The 18,884-nt window shown below is 56.7% G+C and carries 14 protein-coding genes and 1 pseudogene; 10 read left to right on the forward strand and 5 right to left on the reverse strand.

Annotated elements, in window-relative coordinates:
* Window positions 1-159: 159 nt before the first annotated feature.
* Together aldA and CKK19_RS09365 are read right to left on the reverse strand one after the other, a co-directional pair.
* Window positions 160-1,599, reverse strand: coding sequence for an aldehyde dehydrogenase (aldA, locus tag CKK19_RS09360; RefSeq protein WP_023306155.1), 1,440 nt, complete (start codon window positions 1,597-1,599; stop codon window positions 160-162).
* 199 nt (window positions 1,600-1,798) lie between these two features.
* Complete coding sequence (locus tag CKK19_RS09365) at window positions 1,799-2,593, reverse strand: YdcF family protein (RefSeq protein WP_022648057.1); 795 nt, start codon at window positions 2,591-2,593, stop codon at window positions 1,799-1,801.
* 391 nt (window positions 2,594-2,984) lie between these two features.
* Between CKK19_RS09365 and CKK19_RS09370 the strand changes: the two genes are divergently transcribed.
* The 5 genes and pseudogenes from CKK19_RS09370 to CKK19_RS09390 all read left to right on the forward strand — a co-directional run.
* Window positions 2,985-4,304, forward strand: a complete 1,320-nt coding sequence (locus tag CKK19_RS09370; RefSeq protein WP_063853659.1) for an MFS transporter — start codon at window positions 2,985-2,987, stop codon at window positions 4,302-4,304.
* 158 nt (window positions 4,305-4,462) lie between these two features.
* Window positions 4,463-6,115 carry an MFS transporter gene (locus CKK19_RS09375; RefSeq protein ID WP_023300055.1) on the forward strand — a complete coding sequence of 551 codons (1,653 nt, stop codon included), beginning with the start codon at window positions 4,463-4,465 and terminating at the stop codon, window positions 6,113-6,115.
* Window positions 6,116-6,137: 22 nt separating this feature from the next.
* Window positions 6,138-7,220: an HlyD family secretion protein gene (locus CKK19_RS09380; RefSeq protein ID WP_032624299.1), complete on the forward strand. Its 1,083-nt coding sequence runs from the start codon at window positions 6,138-6,140 to the stop codon at window positions 7,218-7,220.
* Window positions 7,217-8,596, forward strand: a complete 1,380-nt coding sequence (locus tag CKK19_RS09385; RefSeq protein WP_063853660.1) for an efflux transporter outer membrane subunit — start codon at window positions 7,217-7,219, stop codon at window positions 8,594-8,596. Before CKK19_RS09380 ends, CKK19_RS09385 begins: the two co-directional genes overlap by 4 nt.
* Window positions 8,597-8,657: 61 nt before the next feature.
* A pseudogene (locus CKK19_RS09390) lies at window positions 8,658-9,098 on the forward strand (O-methyltransferase); the annotation flags it as partial.
* An 83-nt stretch (window positions 9,099-9,181) separates the two neighbouring features.
* On the opposite strand, the gene hrpA reads toward CKK19_RS09390, so the two are convergent.
* On the reverse strand, window positions 9,182-13,084 hold the full coding sequence (gene hrpA / locus CKK19_RS09395) for an ATP-dependent RNA helicase HrpA (RefSeq protein ID WP_063853661.1): 3,903 nt from the start codon (window positions 13,082-13,084) through the stop codon (window positions 9,182-9,184).
* Between the two features lie 203 nt (window positions 13,085-13,287).
* Between hrpA and azoR the strand changes: the two genes are divergently transcribed.
* Together azoR and CKK19_RS09405 are read left to right on the forward strand one after the other, a co-directional pair.
* Window positions 13,288-13,893 carry an FMN-dependent NADH-azoreductase gene (gene azoR / locus CKK19_RS09400; protein WP_022648050.1) on the forward strand — a complete coding sequence of 202 codons (606 nt, stop codon included), beginning with the start codon at window positions 13,288-13,290 and terminating at the stop codon, window positions 13,891-13,893.
* A gap of 89 nt (window positions 13,894-13,982) precedes the next feature.
* The gene (locus CKK19_RS09405) at window positions 13,983-14,669 is read left to right on the forward strand and encodes an RluA family pseudouridine synthase (RefSeq protein WP_063201468.1); all 687 of its coding nucleotides are present in this window, start codon (window positions 13,983-13,985) and stop codon (window positions 14,667-14,669) included.
* 7 nt (window positions 14,670-14,676) lie between these two features.
* Here CKK19_RS09405 and CKK19_RS09410 read toward each other — a convergent pair whose 3' ends face one another.
* The gene (locus tag CKK19_RS09410) at window positions 14,677-15,216 is read right to left on the reverse strand and encodes a DUF2058 domain-containing protein (RefSeq protein ID WP_022648048.1); all 540 of its coding nucleotides are present in this window, start codon (window positions 15,214-15,216) and stop codon (window positions 14,677-14,679) included.
* Window positions 15,217-15,384: 168 nt separating this feature from the next.
* Here CKK19_RS09410 and CKK19_RS09415 point away from each other — a divergent pair, with 168 nt between their 5' ends.
* Complete coding sequence (locus CKK19_RS09415; RefSeq protein WP_063147385.1) at window positions 15,385-16,359, forward strand: DUF1852 domain-containing protein; 975 nt, start codon at window positions 15,385-15,387, stop codon at window positions 16,357-16,359.
* Window positions 16,360-16,385: 26 nt separating this feature from the next.
* A complete protein-coding gene (locus tag CKK19_RS09420) occupies window positions 16,386-17,414 on the forward strand; it encodes a methionine synthase (RefSeq protein ID WP_003857302.1) in 1,029 nt (342 codons plus the stop codon).
* 3 nt (window positions 17,415-17,417) lie between these two features.
* Here CKK19_RS09420 and CKK19_RS09425 read toward each other — a convergent pair whose 3' ends face one another.
* Entirely contained in the window at window positions 17,418-18,350 is a 933-nt protein-coding gene (locus CKK19_RS09425; protein ID WP_063853663.1) for a LysR family transcriptional regulator, read from the reverse strand.
* A gap of 98 nt (window positions 18,351-18,448) precedes the next feature.
* On the opposite strand from CKK19_RS09425, the gene CKK19_RS09430 reads away from it, so the two are divergent.
* Window positions 18,449-18,883 carry a DMT family transporter gene (locus CKK19_RS09430; RefSeq protein ID WP_003857304.1) on the forward strand — a complete coding sequence of 145 codons (435 nt, stop codon included), beginning with the start codon at window positions 18,449-18,451 and terminating at the stop codon, window positions 18,881-18,883.
* Window position 18,884 lies beyond the last annotated feature (1 nt).

Raw genomic sequence — 18,884 nt, forward strand, 5'->3', positions numbered from 1 at the left:
CTGGCACGTTCACCGGTCATTTTGTTACAGAGTAGCAAGGAACCTAAAGTGAACGGAATGACCACCAGAGCCGTATGTTCCCCTCACCCTAACCCTCTCCCCAAAGGGGCGAGGGAACTGCTTCGTGCACACATTATCTCGCATGGAGGGGGCTCCTGATTACGACTGCAAATAGACTACCTGCGTCTGCAAATACTCATTCAGACCGTGTTTGCCATCCGCCCCGCCGATCCCGGATTTCCGCCAGCCCGCATGGAAGCCCTGCATCGCTTCAAAGTTTTCACGGTTAATGTAGGTCTCGCCGAACTTAAGCCCTTTAATGGCTTTCATGGCGACATTCAGATCCTGCGTATATACAGACGAGGTTAAACCGTAGTCGCTGTCGTTGGCCATTTTCAGGGCCTCTTCCAGGGTGTCGAAAGCCACCACCGGCAACACCGGGCCAAAGGTCTCTTCGTGCATGATGGCCATGTCCTGACGTACGTCCAGCAGCAGCGTTGGGGGATAAAAATACCCTTTGCCCTCTGCCGCTTTACCGCCAAGGACCACTTTAGCCCCTTCCTGCACCGCGCGCGCCACCTTCTGCTCCACACGCTCCAGCGCGGCGGCGTTGATCAGCGGCCCCATGGCAATATCCGTTCGCTCAGCCGGATTGCCAAACTGGACGGCTTTCATTGCCTCGCCCAGACGATTCACAAAGCGGTCGTAGATCCCCTTCTGAACATAGACACGTTCCGCGCAGTTACACACCTGTCCGGTATTGATGACGCGTGAATCCACAATGGCCTTCACGGCCAGCTCGAGGTCGGCATCGTCCATCACGATGGCCGGGGCTTTACCACCCAGCTCCAGCCCCACTTTGGTGATGTTTTTCGCAGCCGCAGCCATGATCTTTTCACCCGCCCCGACGCTGCCGGTCATGCTGACCATCGCCACTTTCGGGTTCCCGGCCAGCTCCTGTCCGACGGTTTCACCGCGGCCCAGCACCAGGTTGAAGACGCCTTTCGGCAGGCCAATCTCGTCGACGATTTTGGCAAACGCAATGGCGTTGTTTGGGGTAAATTCGCTCGGTTTGATAACGATGGTGTTGCCGGTGATTAGCGCAGGAGCGAGCTTACGGGCAATCAGGAAGAAGGGAAAGTTCCACGGCAGAATGCCGGTGGTGACGCCAAGGGCGCGCTTAAACACCAGAATATTCTCGCCCGGACGGTCGCTCTGAATGATTTCCCCTTCATAACGGCGCGCCCACTCGGCCATATAGTCGATATAGTCAGCGGTAAAGTTAACCTCCACTTCCGCCAGCTGCTGGATCTTGCCCCCTTCGGCCACAATCAGCGCGCTGATTTCGCTGACGCGCTCGCGGATCCCGGCGGAAATTTTGCGTAGCCAGCTGGCGCGTTCAATGGCAGGCAGCGCCTCCCAGCCAGCCTGCGCGCGCTCTGCCGCGTCAATGGCCTTGCGGGCGTCCTCGGCGGTGCCGTCGGGAATACGGGAAATGACCTCTTCCGTGGCCGGATTGATCACGTCAATCCAGGCATCACCCTGCCAGGCAACAAACTGTCCATCAATATACATAGGATGTTGTACGGGTACTGTCATAACCTGCTCCTGTAATCACACTGTTTTTAACAAGTAAACTTAATGTTAAAAACTATAATTACCGGGGCAATTGCCTACTCTATGAGTCTGTTTTTGTGAGATATCTCATAAAAGAAACGGGTCAGCCCGTTTCAAAAATCACAAATCGGCAACAAAGGCTGCCCGTTTGCGTAAAAGATGGCGCAAACGGGCAAGAGCATTACAGCAGAGAACGGCTCACCAGCGCGTCGGTGAGAATGACGTCGTTTCGCAGGATCTGCCACGCGGCGTCCACGTCGGCAGGGATATCGACATGGGCAATGAAATCACGTCCCGCCGGACCGTAGCCGTTGATGTCGTCCCTGAGTCGCGGAAATTCACCCAGCACCAGCGACAGGTAACGTTCTACCGGCCATAACCCCTCGACCGGGCCGCTGAACGCCAGACCGTCGTCACTGTTTTGCAGCACGGGCGTCAGGCCGGGATGACTCATCCATGCGGGCGATGCAGCCTCGTCGCGGCAAACGCGGGCAAACGTAGCCATTGTGCGACGCTGCATCGTCGGGTCCTGCACTACCAGCACCCGGGCGGCATTCAGTCCGGACTGTTTCATCAACGCCCGGCTGAAGCGGGCGTTTTCGCCACAGTTGGTCGACTGATCCTCAACGTGAAGATGCTCAGCCGGAATGTTCCAGAATTCACGGGCGATGTCGGCCAGAATAGCCGCCTCAGCCCGCCCGGTGGTGGGTATCCTGTTATAGCGGGGGTGCTTAGCAATCGCGGCGTAGAGGAAGGTCGTCGAGTGACCGATCCCGCCGCTGATGATCAGAGGAACCCCCTGTTCAGCCGCGATTTTACAGGCAGCATCAATCGCGGGGATCACCGCGTTACCCGCCAGAATCACCAGATCAACGGGCTGGTTGTCCTGATAGTCGTCCTGAGCAAGCCACGCTCCAACGGTATTCACGGCGTCGAGTGTTGTGCCAGGCAGACAGGGGAAAAGTGCCATTGTCATCGTTACCTCCTTACAGCATTAATCTTTAGAGTACTTCACACAACGGGGGTGAAAAGGAGATCACTCTGAAAGCCGAGGTGCTCATTACGCTGCATATTTGTCATTTTGATGAAATAACCAGAAACATCCAAAAACAATTGGGTTGCACCCTGAGTTTGTGCTTTTGATTATCTGCCCTTCAACACATCCTGCCACAACAGCGTGCTGAAAAAGCACCAGTTGCTGCTTAATCCATCGTGATCTGACCCGTTTTAGTTCTGGCTGACTTGCCAAACGTAACATCCAACCCTAAGTTGCTTAACAATTTCACAACCATTACACACCGACAGGTTGCACCTGAAGCGCGCCAGGTAACACCTCTATTATCATCCACGTGGCGGAGTTTTGAGTCATGACACAACATGCGAGCACGACAACGGTATTGCGGAAAAACAAAAAGGTATTAATTGCCAGTCTTACGGGAAGTTCTATTGAATGGTTTGATTATTTTCTCTATGGCACCGCTGCCGCGCTGGTGTTTAACAAGATTTTCTTTCCGATGGTCGACCCGGTAATCGGGCTGATCCTCTCCTATCTCTCCTTTTCGTTGACCTTCTTTATTCGCCCCATTGGCGGCGTTCTCTTTGCACATATCGGGGATCGTATCGGTCGCAAAAAAACGCTTGTCCTCACCCTTTCATTGATGGGAGGTGCAACCGTGATGATTGGCCTGCTGCCCACCTACAACATGATCGGGATGTGGGCGCCCGCGTTGCTGATCCTGATGCGTATTATTCAGGGGATGGGTATCGGCGGTGAATGGGGTGGCGCGCTGCTGCTGGCTTACGAGTATGCGCCAGAAAAACGCAAAGGCTTCTTCGGCAGTATTCCGCAGGCGGGCGTTACCATCGGCATGTTGATGGCGACATTTATCGTCTCGCTAATGACGCTGTTCAGCGAAGAGGATTTTCTCTCCTGGGGCTGGCGCATTCCGTTCCTGCTCAGTTCCGTGCTGGTAATATTGGGGCTTTGGATCCGGAAAGATATTGACGAAACGCCTGATTTCCAGAAAGTGAAAAAATCCGGTCAGGTTGCGAAAGCTCCGCTGCGCGACACCATAAAACACCACTGGCGTGAAGTGCTAATTGCCGCCGGGCTTAAGGTTGTTGAGACAGCACCGTTCTATATTTTCTCCACGTTTGTGGTGAGCTACGCCACTACCACCCTGACCTATCAGAAATCCCAGGCGCTGGAGGCAGTAACTCTTGGCGCACTGGTCGCCACTATCATGATCCCGCTGATGGGGCTGCTCTCCGACAGGGTTGGTCGCCAGCGTATGTACGCCGTCAGTGTCTTCGTGCTCGGCCTGTTTATCGTGCCCTGGTTTATGCTGCTGAATACCGGTACCACCTGGGGAATTGTGCTCGCGACCGTTATCGCTTTTGGCGTACTGTGGGCACCGGTGACGGCAGTTCTCGGCACGCTCTGCTCTGAAATTTTCAGTGCCAACGTTCGCTACACCGGTATCACGCTGGGTTATCAACTTGGGGCCGCGCTGGCGGGCGGAACGGCACCGCTAATAGCTACCGGACTGCTGGCGAAATACGACGGCGACTGGGTACCCGTGGCCTGGTATCTGGGCGTGACGGTCGCTATCTCCCTCATTGCAATTTTTTGTGCCAGCCGCATCAACCGTGAACGCCACCTTCAGGCGCAGCCGGAACAGCGATAATATTATTGCGGCTCCGTTCGCGAGCCGCACTTTTTCTTCATCATTCCCTCTACATTTGATTAACATACAATATTCGTATTCACTTGAATTATGATTTGCGTCAGCCGTAGAATCATTAGCCCGCTCACAATTCAACATTTTTAAAGGTAAACCCCGTTATGCGCCTGCCCCAACGCGATCCTTATGCTCCTCGCGAGTGGCAGCCACACGAGAAACCCGCTCTGCTGGGTTCCCCTTCCACCCCGGAACATCCGACGTCGAAACGGATCGCCTATGGCGTGGTCGGCCTGCTGGTGTGTCTGACCGGGGCGCTGGGTAACGCGGTCGTCACCGCCAATCTGCAAAATCTGCAAGGCACCTTCGGCGCCTGGTCGACTGAAATCGCCTGGCTGCCTGCCGTATATGTCATGACCAACGTCTCCATCAACCTGCTGCTGGTAAAGTTTCGCCAGCAGTACGGTTTGCGCGCGTTTACGGAAGGCTTCCTGGTGCTGTATGTGCTGGTCACCTTTTTCCACCTGTTTGTGAACGATCTCAGCTCGGCGCTGATGGTACGTGCGGCACACGGGATGGTCGCCGCCGCGCTCAGCTCGCTCGGCATTTATTACCAGATACAGGCCTGGCCCGCGAAGCACCGACTAAAGGCGCTGACCATCGGCATTACCGGTTCGTCGCTGGCGATACCGCTGGCGCGGCTGTTCTCCACCGAGCTGTTGCAGCTTGATGAGTGGCGCGGGCTGTACTTCTTCGAGCTGGGTTTGGCCCTGATCTCACTGGCCTGCGTGATGGTGCTGAAACTGCCCCCGGGCGATCGACGCAAAGTTTTCGAGAAGAAAGATTTCATCACCTTCTTTTTGCTTGCGCCCGGTATGGCGCTGTTGTGCGCGGTTCTGTCGCTAGGGCGTCTGGAATGGTGGTTTGAAACACCGTGGATCGGCTGGGCGTTGGCTCTCTCGCTGGTGCTAATTGTCTGTGCAATCGTCTTTGAACATAACCGCAGCAACCCGCTGCTCAATACCCGCTGGCTGTCCAGCGGCAGCATCGTACGCCTGGGATTGATTATGCTGCTGATCCGCATCGTACTGGCGGAACAGAACACCGGCGTCATCGGCTGGCTGCAATATGCGGGCCTACAGAATGAACAGATGACCCATCTGGCGTGGTCTATTTTCGCCGGAATCGTCTGCGGTATCGTCACCAGCTGTCTGACGATCAAACCCACTAAGCTGGCCTGGCCGATTATCACCTCGCTGGCGCTGATGATTGTTGCTTCGCTGCTGGACAGCCAGTCCAACAACCTGACCCGGCCGGATCAGCTGATGTTCAGCCAGTTCCTGCTTGGTTTCGGCAGCGCTTTCTTCCTCGCCCCTGCGATGCTGGCCGCCATTGGCGGGGTGATCGCCGAACCACGCAATCTGGTCAGCTTTTCCGTGATGTTTGGCATGAGTCAGAACCTTGGTGGCCTGCTGGGTTCTGCAATCCTTGGTACCTTCCAGACCTGGCGCGAGAAGTACCATTCCAGCCTGCTGGCTGACCAGCTCACCACCCTCAACCCGCTGGTGAACGAACGCATTCAGCTTTACACCCAGATGTATAAAAGCCTGGTTGGCGACAGTTCCCTGTTGGGAACCCAGGCCATTATTCAGCTTCAGACGGTGACGACGCTTGAGGCAAACATTCTGGCTTACAACGATACTTATCTCCTGACGGCGAGCATTGCCACAGCCACGCTGGTCTGGATTTTATGGCGCTTGCTGCGCCTGCGCATCACCGCCCGTATGGCCCTTAAGAACGCCACTGGCAATAAGTAATGACTATTTTTCAGGAGAAGTTATGAGTCAGCAGGATGCCGCCAAAGAGCAGGCCAACACCCGCAAAAATGTACGCGTCGTTTCCATTTTCACCGCCGCGGCTATCGGCATTGTCGGGGTGCTGGTGATCCTTTATGCCTGGCAGTTGCCCCCGTTCACGCGTCATACCCAGTTTACTGATAACGCCTACGTGCGCGGCCAGACCACGTTCATCAGTCCGCAAGTCAACGGCTACATTACTGAGGTCCATGTTCAGGATTTTGTGCAGGTTAAAAAAGGCGACCTGCTGTTGCAGATTGATGACCGGATCTATCGCCAGCGCGTCCATCAGGCCGAGGCGCAGCTGGCAATGAAAATTGCTGCGCTGAACAACAACCTGCAACAGCGTAAAAGCGCGGAAGCGGTGATTGCCAAAAACGAAGCGGCACTGAAAAACGCCCGTGCCCAAAGTCTGAAAACCCAGGCGGATCTGAAACGCGTGAAGGATCTGACCGCAGACGGCTCCCTGTCCATTCGCGAGCGCGATGCGGCGCTGGCCAGTGCCGCCCAGGGGAGCGCCGATATCGACCAGGCGAAAGCAACGCTTGAGATGTCGCGCCAGGATCTACAAACGGTTATCGTCAATCGCGCTTCGCTGGAAGCGGACGTTGAAAATGCGAAAGCCGCGCTGGAGCTTGCGCAGATCGATCTGCAAAACACCCGAATTGTCGCGCCGCGTGACGGTCAGCTCGGGCAGATTGCGGTGCGTCTGGGAGCGTACGTCACCGCCGGGACGCACCTTACCACGCTGGTCCCGCCGCAGCACTGGGTGATCGCCAATATCAAAGAGACGCAGCTGGCGAATTTACGCGTCGGACAGCCAGTGAAATTCACCGTCGATGCGTTAAACGATAAAGCCTATCAGGGCCGCGTGGAGAGCATATCCCCGGCCACAGGCGTCGAGTTCAGCGCTATCACCCCGGATAACGCCACGGGCAACTTTGTTAAAATCGCCCAGCGCATCCCGGTACGCATTGAGGTACTCGGTGAGCCGGAGGCGTACCGGCTGCTGCGCCCTGGCATGTCGGTGCAGGTCACCATCGACACGCGGGAGGCGAAACAATGACGCTTCGCCCGATAGCCGGCCTGCTGATGATGGCTATCCTTGCGGGTTGCCAGTCGGTTGACGTTGAGCCCGCCAAATCGTCCCTGCACATCCCGGCCCAGTGGCGCGCGACGTCGGGGCCAACCAGCCCGACAGAGCAGCTCTGGTGGCGTAATTTCCACGACAGCAATCTGAATCACTATGTGGATCAGGCGCTGAAGAACAACAGCGACGTGCTGATTGCCCGCGAGCGGATTAACGAGTACCAGGCCCGGGTATACGCCGCCGACGGCAGCCTGTTCCCGTCGCTTGACGCGGGCGTGACCGGGACGCGCGCGCGCTCGCAGTCCGCCGCCACAGGCCTTCCGGTATACGGTACGTTGTACAAAGGCAGCCTGACCGCCAGCTACGACGTGGATATCTGGGGGGTAAACCGCAGCACCTCCCGTGCCGCCGAAGCGTCGCTGGAGGCACAAAAGGCGGCGGCCGCGGCGGCAGATCTCACGGTCGCATCGTCGGTGGCCTCCGGGTACGTCACTCTCCTGTCGCTGGATGAACAGCTTCGCGTTACCCAGTCCACGCTGAAATCGCGTGAAGAGGCGTTCAATCTTGCTAAACGACAGTTTGAGACGGGATACAGCTCTCGCCTTGAGCTGATGCAATCGGATTCTGAGCTGCGCGCCACCCGCGCTCAGGTTCCACTGCTTCAGCACCAGATTGCGCAGCAGGAGAATGCGCTTAGCCTGCTGCTGGGCAGCAACCCGGGTGACGTTGCGCGCGGTGAAAGCTTTGATGCCCTGACGCCGCTGAAACTGCCCTCCCAACTGCCGTCGACGTTACTGAACCGGCGTCCGGATATCGTCCAGGCTGAACGTCAGCTGATTGCGGCGGACGCGACGCTGGCGGCATCGCGCGCCAGCCTGCTGCCGTCGATCAACCTCACGGCCACAGGATCGGTGCAGGATCGCACGCTGTCGGGATTGCTGGATAACCCCCTCCAGCTCTGGAGCGTGGGCGGCAGTATTCTTGCGCCGCTGCTGAACCGACAGGCGCTGAATGCACAGGTGGATATCTCTCAGTCTCAGCGTAATCAGGCGTTGTACAGCTACGAAAAAACCGTACGTAATGCGTTTGCCGAGGTGAATGACAGCCTTGATGCCATCACTCGTTATCAGGAACAGCTTAACGAGCTGCTGGCTCAGCAGGCGGTCGCGCAGGAGACGCTGCGGATAGCGCAAAACCGCTACCGCAACGGGTACTCTTCTTATCTGGATGTGCTCGATGCACAGCGCACGCTGTTCTCGGTGCAGACCAGCGTGGTACAGGTGAAAAACAACCTGCTGCTGGCGCAAATTGATTTGTATAAAGCGCTGGGCGGCGGTTGGGTCAGTGCGTGAAAACATGCCGGGTGGCGGCTACGCCTTACCCGGCCTACATTTCGCCTCTGGCGATACCCCCATGGCGCGCGCCCTGCCGCCGGACGGAAAGTTGATTACGCTAGAAGCGGACCCGACACATGCCGCAGTTGCACGACAGAATATTCATCTTGCGGGACTCGGCGATCGTATCGAACTGATTACAGGCCCGGCGCTAAAGTCGCTCGAGAATTTCGGTGACGTCCCGCCCTTTGACCTGATCTTTATTGATGCCGATAAGCCAAACAATCCCGGCTACCTGGAATGGGCGCTGCACTACTCCCGTCCCGGCACGGTCATAATCGGCGATAACGTGGTGCGCGACGGCGAGGTGGTTAACGGGCAAAGCGACGATGCACGCGTGCAGGGGGTACGGAAGTTTATCGAGATGACTGGAGATAACCCACGCTTAACCGCCACCGCGCTGCAAACAGTGGGCGTTAAGGGGTGGGATGGGTTTACGCTAGCGATGGTGGAACGATAAAAAAGCCGGGTGGCGGCTACGCCTTACCCGGCCTGCATGTTCTCCCGTAGGCCCGGTAAGCGCAGCGCCACCGGGCAATGGTTTTAGCCGGAGATCTGCTCCATCGCCTGCAAGATACGCTTATCCGAAATGGGATATGGCGTACCGAGCTGCTGGGCGAAGAAGCTGACGCGCAGCTCCTCGATCATCCAGCGGATCTCCCGCACGTCGTCATCATCGCGACGCGCTGGCGGCAGTTTGTTGAGCCACTGCTGCCACGCCTGCTGCACGTTTTCGACTTTCAGCATCTGCGCTCGATCGCGATGCGGATCGACCGCCATTTTCTCCAGACGCTTCTCTATCGCCTGCAAATAACGCAGCGTATCACCCAGACGCTTAAAGCCGTTGCCGGTGACAAAGCCGCGATACACCAGCCCCGCCATCTGCGCCTTCACGTCCGACAGACCCAGGGCCATGGTCATATCCACCCGCCCCTTCAGGCGCTTGTTGATATTGAACACGGCGGTGAGGATCTGCTCGACCTGTTTGGCAATCTCCACCACGGTGTCGTTCAGCTCCGCGCGCACCTTTTCATGAAGCTGAGCAAAGCCCTCTTCCGTCCAGACCGGACCGCCCGCCTCGTGGATCAGTTTGTCCACACCGCAGGAGATGCAGTCGTCGATCAGATCCAGCACCTTACCGTACGGGTTAAAGTAGAGCCCCAGCTTGGCTTTGTTCGGCAGCTTCTCGTGCAGATACTTAATCGGCGACGGGATGTTAAGCAGCAGCAGGCGACGCAGCCCGCGCCACATCATCTGCTGTTGCTCCTGCGGATTGTCAAAGAGCTTAATCGCCACGCTGTCGCGCTCATCCACCAGCGCGGGCCAGGCTTTCACCTTGTAGTTCCCGCGCTTCTGCTCATAGCTTTCCGGAAGCTGACCAAAGCTCCAGATGTGCAGCCCGCTCTGCTCAATACCGTCATCGGCCACCGCAGAGAGCGTCTCCTGGACTTTACCTTTCAGCGCTTCTTTCAGCTCCGTCAGAGAACGGCCTTCGAGCAGCTTTTTGTTTTTATCGTCCACTACGCGGAATGTGATTTTCAGGTGATCGGGCACCTGATCCCAGTTCCAGTCGTCGCGGTCAATGGTGGTCCCGGTCATGCGTCGGAACTCACGCTCCAGTGCGTCCAGCAGCGGCAGTTCCAGCGGCGTGACGCGGCCTAAAAACGCTTCGGCGTAGTTCGGCGCCGGTACAAAGTTGCGCCGCACTGGTTTAGGCAGGGATTTGATTAATGCAATGACAAGCTCGCGGCGCAGGCCGGGAATTTGCCACTCAAACCCGCTCTCATCCACCTGGTTTAACAGCGGCAGCGGAATGTGCACCGTCACGCCATCGGCATCCGCGCCCGGCTCAAACTGATAGGTCAGACGCAGCTTGAGGTTGCCCTGATGCCAGAAGTTCGGGTAGTCGAGCTTGCTGACCGACTCCGCGCCCTCTTTGATCAGCATGCTCTTTTCAAAGTTGAGCAGGTCCGGGGTCTCTTTGCTGGCTTTCTTCCACCAGCTGTCGAAATGGCGCGCCGAGATCACATCGTGGCTGATGCGCTGGTCGTAAAACTCAAACAGCGTCTCGTCGTCCACCAGAATGTCGCGGCGGCGGGACTTGTGTTCAAGCTCTTCCACCTCGGCACGCAGCTTGAGGTTTTCGCGGAAGAACGCATGGCGCGTCTGCCAGTCGCCTTCCACCAGCGCATGGCGGATAAACAGCTCGCGACTCAGCGCCGGGTCAATCTGGCTGTAGTTAACCTTACGCGCTGCAACCACCGGCAGGCCGTAAACGGTGACTTTTTCCGTCGCCATCACCGCGCCCTGCCCGCGCTCCCAGTGCGGCTCACTGTACGAGCGTTTCAGCAGGTGCTGCGCCACCGGCTCAACCCACTCTGGATCGATACGCGCGGCGATACGCCCCCACAGACGGCTGGTTTCCACCAGCTCGGCGACCATGGTCCACTTCGGCGGCTTCTTGAACAAACCGGAGCCCGGGAAGATGGAGAAACGCGCGTTGCGTGCGCCGGTAAATTCCTGTTTATCCGCATCCTTCATCCCGATATGGGACAGCAGGCCGGTCAATAGGGCGATATGAATTTCGCGGTACTCCGCCGGTTCACTGTTCACCGGGATGCCCAGCTCTTTCACTACCTGGCGCAGTTGGGTGTAGATATCCTGCCACTCGCGCACGCGCAGGTAGTTGAGGAAATCCACCCGGCACTGACGGCGGAACTGATTCGAAGAGAGCGCTTTTTGCTGCTCGCCGAGGTAGTTCCACAGGTTGACGAATGCGAGGAAATCGGACTCTTTATCGTGGAAGCGACGGTGTTTTTCATCCGACGCCTGCTGTTTGTCCATCGGACGCTCGCGCGGATCCTGAATGGAGAGCGCCGAAGTGATGATCATCGCCTCGCGCACGCAGCCGTGTTTTTGCGCCTCCAGCACCATGCGCGCCAGACGCGGGTCGACCGGCAGTTGGCTAAGCTGGCGGCCCAACGGCGTTAGCTTGTAGGCCGTCGCCTGCTCGTCGGTGATAATGGCACCCAGCTCTTCCAGCAGCCGCACCCCGTCCTGAATATTGCGCTTATCCGGCGCTTCCACAAACGGGAAGGCGGCGATATCGCCCAGCCCCAGCGCGGTCATTTGCAGGATAACGGATGCCAGGTTGGTTCGCAGGATCTCCGGATCGGTAAACTCCGGGCGCGAAAGGAAATCGTCTTCCGAATAGAGACGAATACAGATCCCTTCCGACACGCGGCCGCAGCGGCCCTTACGCTGATTAGCTGACGCCTGCGAAACCGGCTCGATCGGCAGACGCTGAACTTTGGTTCTGTAGCTGTAGCGGCTGATGCGCGCCGTACCCGGGTCGATCACGTATTTAATGCCCGGTACGGTCAGCGAGGTTTCGGCCACGTTGGTCGCCAGCACGATGCGGCGCCCGCTGTGCGGCTGGAACACGCGGTTCTGCTCGCTGTTGGACAGGCGCGCGTACAGCGGCAGGATCTCGGTATGGCGCAGATCGCGCTTGCTGAGCGCATCGGCGGTATCGCGGATCTCACGCTCGCCGCTCATGAAGATCAGAATGTCGCCAGAACTCTCGTTGCCCAGCTCGTCGACGGCATCGAAGATGGCCTGAAGCTGGTCGCGCTCGGTATCGTCCGCCTCTTCAACAATCGGGCGATAGCGCACTTCAACCGGGTAGGTTCGGCCTGAGACTTCAATGATCGGCGCATTATTGAAATGTTTTGAGAAGCGCTCCGGGTCGATGGTCGCGGAGGTGATGATGATTTTCAGATCCGGACGCCGGGGCAGCAGCTCTTTCAGGTAGCCGAGCAGGAAGTCGATGTTCAGGCTGCGCTCGTGCGCTTCATCGATGATGATAGTGTCGTACTGCATCAGCAGACGATCCTGCTGGATTTCCGCCAGCAGGATACCGTCGGTCATCAGCTTAACCATGGTGTTATCGCTGACGTGGTCGCTGAATCGCACCTTGTAGCCGATGCAGCCGCCCGGCTCCGTTTGCAGCTCGTCGGCAATACGGTTCGCCACGGTGCGCGCCGCCAGACGACGCGGCTGGGTGTGACCGATCAACCCTTTCACCCCGCGGCCTAATTCCATGCAGATCTTCGGCAGCTGAGTGGTTTTACCTGAACCGGTTTCCCCCGCGACGATCACCACCTGGTGGTCGCGCACGGCCTCAAGAATGTCCTGTTTTTTCTGGCTGACGGGCAGGTTTTCCGGATAGGTAATCTCCGGGCGTGCGGCTTCGCGCAGCATAACTTTCCCTGCCGCCTGTTCAATCTCTTTGGCCATCTCCTGGTAAATGGCCTGTTGTGCATCAGGATTTTTAACCTTCTTAACGCCGTGCAGACGGCGCGCAAACCGCTGTTTATCGCGCAGCATCAGCGAATCAAGCTGTTGCATCAGCACCGGGAAGGATAATTTCTGTTGTTCTGTCATAGCGTTAACGGGCAGTGCACTGCCGGATAAAATCTCTTTTTAATGATTGCTATAGAGTACCACATCAGTGCTTTTCGCGCCTTATTCAAAAAATTCGAACATAGGCTTCGATATATTGCGCTATCCCTGTGGCAGGATTGTGAATAAAGTGTCAACAAGCAACGGGGCACCCCCCTCAATCAAATACAAAACAGGAAATTCCCATGAGCAAAGTATTAGTGTTGAAATCCAGTATTCTGGCAGGGTATTCACAGTCTGGTCAGCTGGCTGACTATTTCGTTGAACAGTGGCGTGAACAGCACAGCGCGGATGAAATCACCGTGCGTGACCTGGCGGCAAACCCGATTCCTGTGCTGGACGGCGAGCTGGTTGGCGCGCTGCGTCCGAGCGATGCGCCTCTCACCCCACGTCAGCAGGAAGCCCTGGCGCTCTCCGACGAGCTGATTGCTGAGTTGCAGGCCCACGACGTTATCGTGATCAACGCCCCAATGTATAACTTCAACATTCCTACGCAGCTGAAGAACTACTTCGACCTGGTGGCGCGCGCTGGCGTAACCTTCCGTTACACCGAGAACGGCCCGGAAGGTCTGGTGAAAGGTAAACGCGCTATCGTCCTGACCAGCCGCGGCGGTATTCACAAAGATACCCCTACCGATCTGGTCGCACCGTACATGACGTTGTTCCTGGGCTTCATCGGCATTACCGACGTGAACTTCGTGTTCGCTGAAGGTATCGCTTACGGCCCGGAAGTAGCCACCAAAGCGCAGACCGACGCGAAAGCCGCTATCGACAGCCTGGTCGCAGCCTAAATTTTCCCCCTCTCACCGCCCGGTGGGAGGGTTTTTCTTTCCCCCGTATTTCGTTATCATCCGCACCCACTCTCCAGCCCGGCGGCCTGATGTCTGTCATTATCGATACGTTTATTGCACCACCCTGTCACGACGACATTGAGATCCTCTGGCAGGACGAGCATCTGCTGCTGATCAACAAACCCTCTGGTCTGCTCAGCCTGTCCGGGAAAAATCCGCAAAACCGCGATTCCGTCCACCACCGTCTGGTGCAAAGCTTTCCCGGCTGCACGCTGGTGCATCGTCTTGATTTTGGCACTTCGGGTCTGATGGTCATTGCACGTAACAAAGCGATTAACGCCGCGCTTTGCCACCAGTTCAGCCAGCGCGCCGTGACCAAGGTTTACACCGCCCTGTTGTGCGGACATGTGGAACAGGACGAAGGGACCGTGGATGCCCCGATTGCCAAAGATCCGGCGCTGTTTCCGCTGATGACGATCTGTGCCCACACCGGTAAGCCCGCTCGCTCCCGCTATCGGGTGATGGAACGTATTTACCAGGATACGACAATGCCGTTGACGCGGGTTGAGCTTACCCCGGAGACCGGGCGCACCCACCAGCTGCGCATTCACTGCCAGCAGTTAGGCCATCCTATTCTGGGGTGCGATCTGTATGGGGGTCTGGAATGGCCGGGGGCGGAAGAAACGCCCCGGCTGATGCTGCATGCAAGCGTTCTGAGTTTTATTCATCCGCTGAGCGGCGAGACCATGAATGCCCGTCACGCCGCGCCATTCTGAACGAGGTTTACCACATTAAATCGTCAGGGATTTTGAAGTCTGCGTACGGATCGTCTTCGTCCTGCTCTTCCTGACTCAGCGCGCTGTTTAGCACAATGCTGTCCGCATCGCGCTGGGCAATTTTATCCGCCACAACCGCCGGGATAATCGCGTAATCACAGTCGCCATTCGCGTTAATCACCAGTCGGGCAATCGCCAGACGACCGTTGATCAGTTGGGTTTGCGTCTGCTTATCGACGTCGATTTTTTTGATCAGGCTGCCATCGGTAAAGTTAAAGGTAATGTTGCCCTTCGCCACGGTGATGCGGTTCATCTCAATCAGCTGCTTCACCTGCGCCCTGAACTCTTTTGCCAGCACCGCCTGTTTTTGCTGTTCGCTCAGCTGCTTATCACGCTCCAGCTGGGCTTTCTTGTTCTCTTCAACAGCCTCTCTCGCCTCGCGAGCCTGGACGCGGGATTTTTTCGCCGTGCGCTGAACCTTCGCCATCTTTTTACTGCTGACTAAGCCCGCTTTCAGCATCTGCTCTTGTAGGGTGAGTTTTGTCATGATCGTTTAAACCGGTTGGAAATGTCGGGGGATTATACCTGAATCGCGCAGTTCATGAAGAACCCTCATGACGCAGTGAAATTAAGTCACTTCCCCTGCGCCAGTGGCTCAGGCATAAATTATGCATTGATAACGTTTAGGCAACATGAACTTAGGATGCATAACCAAATGAGTCAGGCTTTCACATTTACCCTTAAGCGCAGTTGCTTTGATGAAAATTATAACCCGTCAGAAAACACGCGCACCACCACCAACTTCGCCAACCTGGCGCGTGGCGAGAAGCGTCAGGAGAACCTGCGCAATACGCTAGTGATGATCAACAACCGCTTTAACGCGCTGGCGAGCTGGGATAACCCGAAAGCCGACCGCTATGCCGTCGAGCTGGAGATTATTTCAGTCGATATGAATATCGGCGGCGATTTTACTTTCCCGGCCATCGAAATTCTGCAAACGACGATTGTGGATAAAAAGACCCACGAGCGCATCGAAGGCATCGTCGGGAATAACTTCTCATCCTATGTTCGTGACTATGATTTCAGCGTCCTGCTGCTGGAACATAATAAAGATCAGCCCCGTTTTACCCTTCCCGAGAATTTTGGCGAGCTGCACGGCAATATCTTTAAAAGCTTCATTCATTCTGCGGAATATCAGGCGAACTTTAAAAAAGCGCCGGTGATCTGCCTGAGCGTCTCCAGCAAAGACACCTATCGTCGTACCGGTAACCACCACCCGGTGCTGGGGTATGAGTACCAGCCGGACGGCGAGTCGCTAACGGAACAGTACTTCGCGAAGATGGGCCTCAAGGTTCGCTATTTCATGCCGGAAAACAGCGTCGCGCCATTTGCCTTCTTCTTCACCGGCGATTTACTGCGTGATTACACCAATCTGGAACTGATCGGCACCATCAGCACCATGGAGACGTTCCAGAAGATCTATCGACCAGAAATTTACAATGCCAATTCCGCTGCGGGACAGTGCTATCAGCCCGACCTGAATCAGCAGGATCACTCATTAACAAAAATCGTCTATGACCGTGAAGAGCGCAGCCGGCTGGCCATTGAACAGGGTAAATATACCGAAGAGCGGTTCATCAAACCCTATAAAACCCTTCTTGAGCAGTGGTCTCATCACTTCACGCTTTAATTTAATACGAATAAAAGGTTCTTCTTATGAAAACATTGCTCCCGACATCGACGGCTGGCAGCCTGCCGAAACCCACCTGGCTTGCGCAGCCGGAAACGCTCTGGTCGCCGTGGAAACTCCAGGATGAGGAATTACTGGCAGGGAAACAGGATGCGCTGCGTTTGTCTCTGGATGAACAGATTCGCGCCGGGATTGATATCGTCAGCGACGGGGAACAAACCCGCCAGCATTTCGTCACCACCTTTATTGAACATCTCAGCGGCGTGGATTTTGAAAATCGTCAGACGGTGCGCATCCGTAACCGTTACGATGCGAGCGTGCCGACCGTGGTAGACGCGGTGGCGCGCCAGAAACCAGTGTTTGTAGACGACGCGAAATACCTTCGCCAGCTGACGGATAAGCCGATCAAGTGGGCGCTGCCTGGCCCGATGACCATGATCGACACGCTATACGATGCTCACTATAAAAGCCGCGAAAAGCTGGCCTGGGAGTTCGCTAAAATTCTCAATCAGGAAGCCCGCGAGCTGGAAGCGGCCGGCGTTGACATTATTCAGTTCGACGAACCTGCTTTTAACGTCTTTTTCGACGAAGTGAATGACTGGGGCATCGCCGCGCTGGAGCGCGCCATTGAAGGGCTGAAATGCGAAACCGCAGTACATATCTGCTACGGGTACGGCATCAAAGCCAATACGGACTGGAAAAAAACGCTCGGCTCCGAGTGGCGCCAGTATGAAGAGGCGTTTCCAAAGTTGCAGACCTCAAAGATCGATATCATCTCGCTGGAGTGCCACAACTCGCGCGTGCCGATGGATCTGCTGGAGCTGATCCGCGGTAAAAAAGTGATGGTCGGGGCAATTGATGTTGCCACCCAGACCATCGAAACGCCGGAAGAGGTCGCCGATACGCTACGCAAGGCGTTGCAGTTTGTGGATGCAGACAAGCTCTATCCGTCCACCAACTGCGGCATGGCTCCCCTTTCCCGCCAGGTCGCCAACGGTAAGCTGAAGGCATTAAGCGCCGGGGCTGACATTATCCGTCGCGAGCTTGCCCGCTAAACTTCAGGTTTGCCAGTACAGCGGCGTACCGAACCGCTCAATATAGTAGTCAATCACCGCCCTGACGTTCAGGGGCGGATGACGCGCGTTCGGGTAAATCGCCGCAATCGTCAGTGGCTCCGTATTAATAGAACACTCCATTTCCGGCAGCAGTGCCACCAGCTCACCGCTTTTGAGCCGTTCGCTCACCATCCAGTCCGGGAATAGCACAACGCCCATGCCGCCCAGCGCCGCAATCAGGAGCGTTTCCGCGTTATTGGAAGTCATCAGCGGTACGATGGGATAGTGAACCCACGCCTCGCCCGACTGCCGGATCAGCCAGCGGTTAGGCCCGGACGAGCCGCGGTAAACCAGACAGTGGTAACGGCTGAGATCGTCCGGCCCGTCGGGCGCGCCATGTTTTTGCAGATAGTCCGGCGAGGCCGCCAGATGGTAGAACTGCTGACCGAACACCCGGGCGTGAAACGAGGAGTCCGTCAGCGCGCCGATGCGGAAGATAACGTCCGCGGCGTCGCGGTGCGGATCGATAAAATCGTCGGTGAGGGTCAGTTCAATGGAGAGACGAGGATAACGCGCCAGAAGCCCCGGCAGGCCCGGCGCGATGTGCCGTTGTCCGAAAAAGACCGGGCCATTGATACGCAGCGTGCCCGACGGCTCGCGGGCGCGTTCATCCAGCTCGCGTCGCGCATCCTCCAGATTTCCGGCCATCGCCCGGGCATAGCGCACAAAAAGATGCCCGCTCTCTGTGGGCATAATCGCCCGCGTGTTGCGGTAGAAAAGCTGTTGCCCGAGGGCGTCCTCAAGCTGGTGGATCATGCGGGAAACCTGCGACGCAGAAATCCCTTCCCGCCTCGCCACCACGGAAAAATTCTGCGTTTCATAAACGTCGATGAAGATCAGCAGCGCGCGAACGCTGATATGTCCGGCATCCATCATTAATGCATTTCCTGCACAGGTGGTTCCTGCATTATGGCATTTTTCTCAATGATGTTCAGACGTAATCTTCTCCGCCTGGAAAAAGGAGAAAAAGCGTTATGCACATTATTTTAATTTTACTGGTGATTGCCGGCGGCATGGGGCTGTCCGTGGAAGCCGGGCTGCTGGGGCCGCTGGGCGCGGAGGTGGGCGACCTGTGGGCGGCGTTCAGCATATTTAGCGTGGGAACCGGGCTGACGTTTCTGCTGATGCTGTTTTTCAGCCCCCGCAACAGTCCCTCATTTTTTGCGCAGCCGTCATGGCACCTGCTGGGCGGCGTGCTCGGCCCGGTCTACGTCATCATTCTCACCATTGCCACGCCAGCGATCGGTATTGCTATGACGATGATCGGCATTCTGGCAGGCCAGGTCTTTAAAAGCCTGATTATTGACCACTATGGCCTGCTGGGTACGCCGCACCGCAGGATCGATACAAAACGCATTATTGCGCTGGGATTTATCATCGCCGCGCTCATTCTCGTGGCGCAGGGGTAAC

The sequence above is a fragment of the Enterobacter sp. CCUG 70166 genome, from assembly GCF_020224095.1.
GTDB lineage: Bacteria > Pseudomonadota > Gammaproteobacteria > Enterobacterales > Enterobacteriaceae > Enterobacter > Enterobacter intestinihominis.

Coding starts and splice junctions, on each gene's coding strand:
- CKK19_RS09420 (WP_003857302.1), top strand. CDS start 16,386: ATGAAAACATTGCTCCCGACATCGACGGCTGGCAGCCTGCCGAAACCC.
- CKK19_RS09370 (WP_063853659.1), top strand. CDS start 2,985: ATGACACAACATGCGAGCACGACAACGGTATTGCGGAAAAACAAAAAG.
- hrpA (WP_063853661.1), bottom strand. CDS start 13,084: ATGACAGAACAACAGAAATTATCCTTCCCGGTGCTGATGCAACAGCTT.
- CKK19_RS09405 (WP_063201468.1), top strand. CDS start 13,983: ATGTCTGTCATTATCGATACGTTTATTGCACCACCCTGTCACGACGAC.
- CKK19_RS09365 (WP_022648057.1), bottom strand. CDS start 2,593: ATGACAATGGCACTTTTCCCCTGTCTGCCTGGCACAACACTCGACGCC.
- CKK19_RS09425 (WP_063853663.1), bottom strand. CDS start 18,350: ATGATGGATGCCGGACATATCAGCGTTCGCGCGCTGCTGATCTTCATC.
- CKK19_RS09385 (WP_063853660.1), top strand. CDS start 7,217: ATGACGCTTCGCCCGATAGCCGGCCTGCTGATGATGGCTATCCTTGCG.
- CKK19_RS09430 (WP_003857304.1), top strand. CDS start 18,449: ATGCACATTATTTTAATTTTACTGGTGATTGCCGGCGGCATGGGGCTG.
- aldA (WP_023306155.1), bottom strand. CDS start 1,599: ATGACAGTACCCGTACAACATCCTATGTATATTGATGGACAGTTTGTT.
- CKK19_RS09410 (WP_022648048.1), bottom strand. CDS start 15,216: ATGACAAAACTCACCCTACAAGAGCAGATGCTGAAAGCGGGCTTAGTC.
- CKK19_RS09375 (WP_023300055.1), top strand. CDS start 4,463: ATGCGCCTGCCCCAACGCGATCCTTATGCTCCTCGCGAGTGGCAGCCA.
- CKK19_RS09415 (WP_063147385.1), top strand. CDS start 15,385: ATGAGTCAGGCTTTCACATTTACCCTTAAGCGCAGTTGCTTTGATGAA.
- azoR (WP_022648050.1), top strand. CDS start 13,288: ATGAGCAAAGTATTAGTGTTGAAATCCAGTATTCTGGCAGGGTATTCA.
- CKK19_RS09380 (WP_032624299.1), top strand. CDS start 6,138: ATGAGTCAGCAGGATGCCGCCAAAGAGCAGGCCAACACCCGCAAAAAT.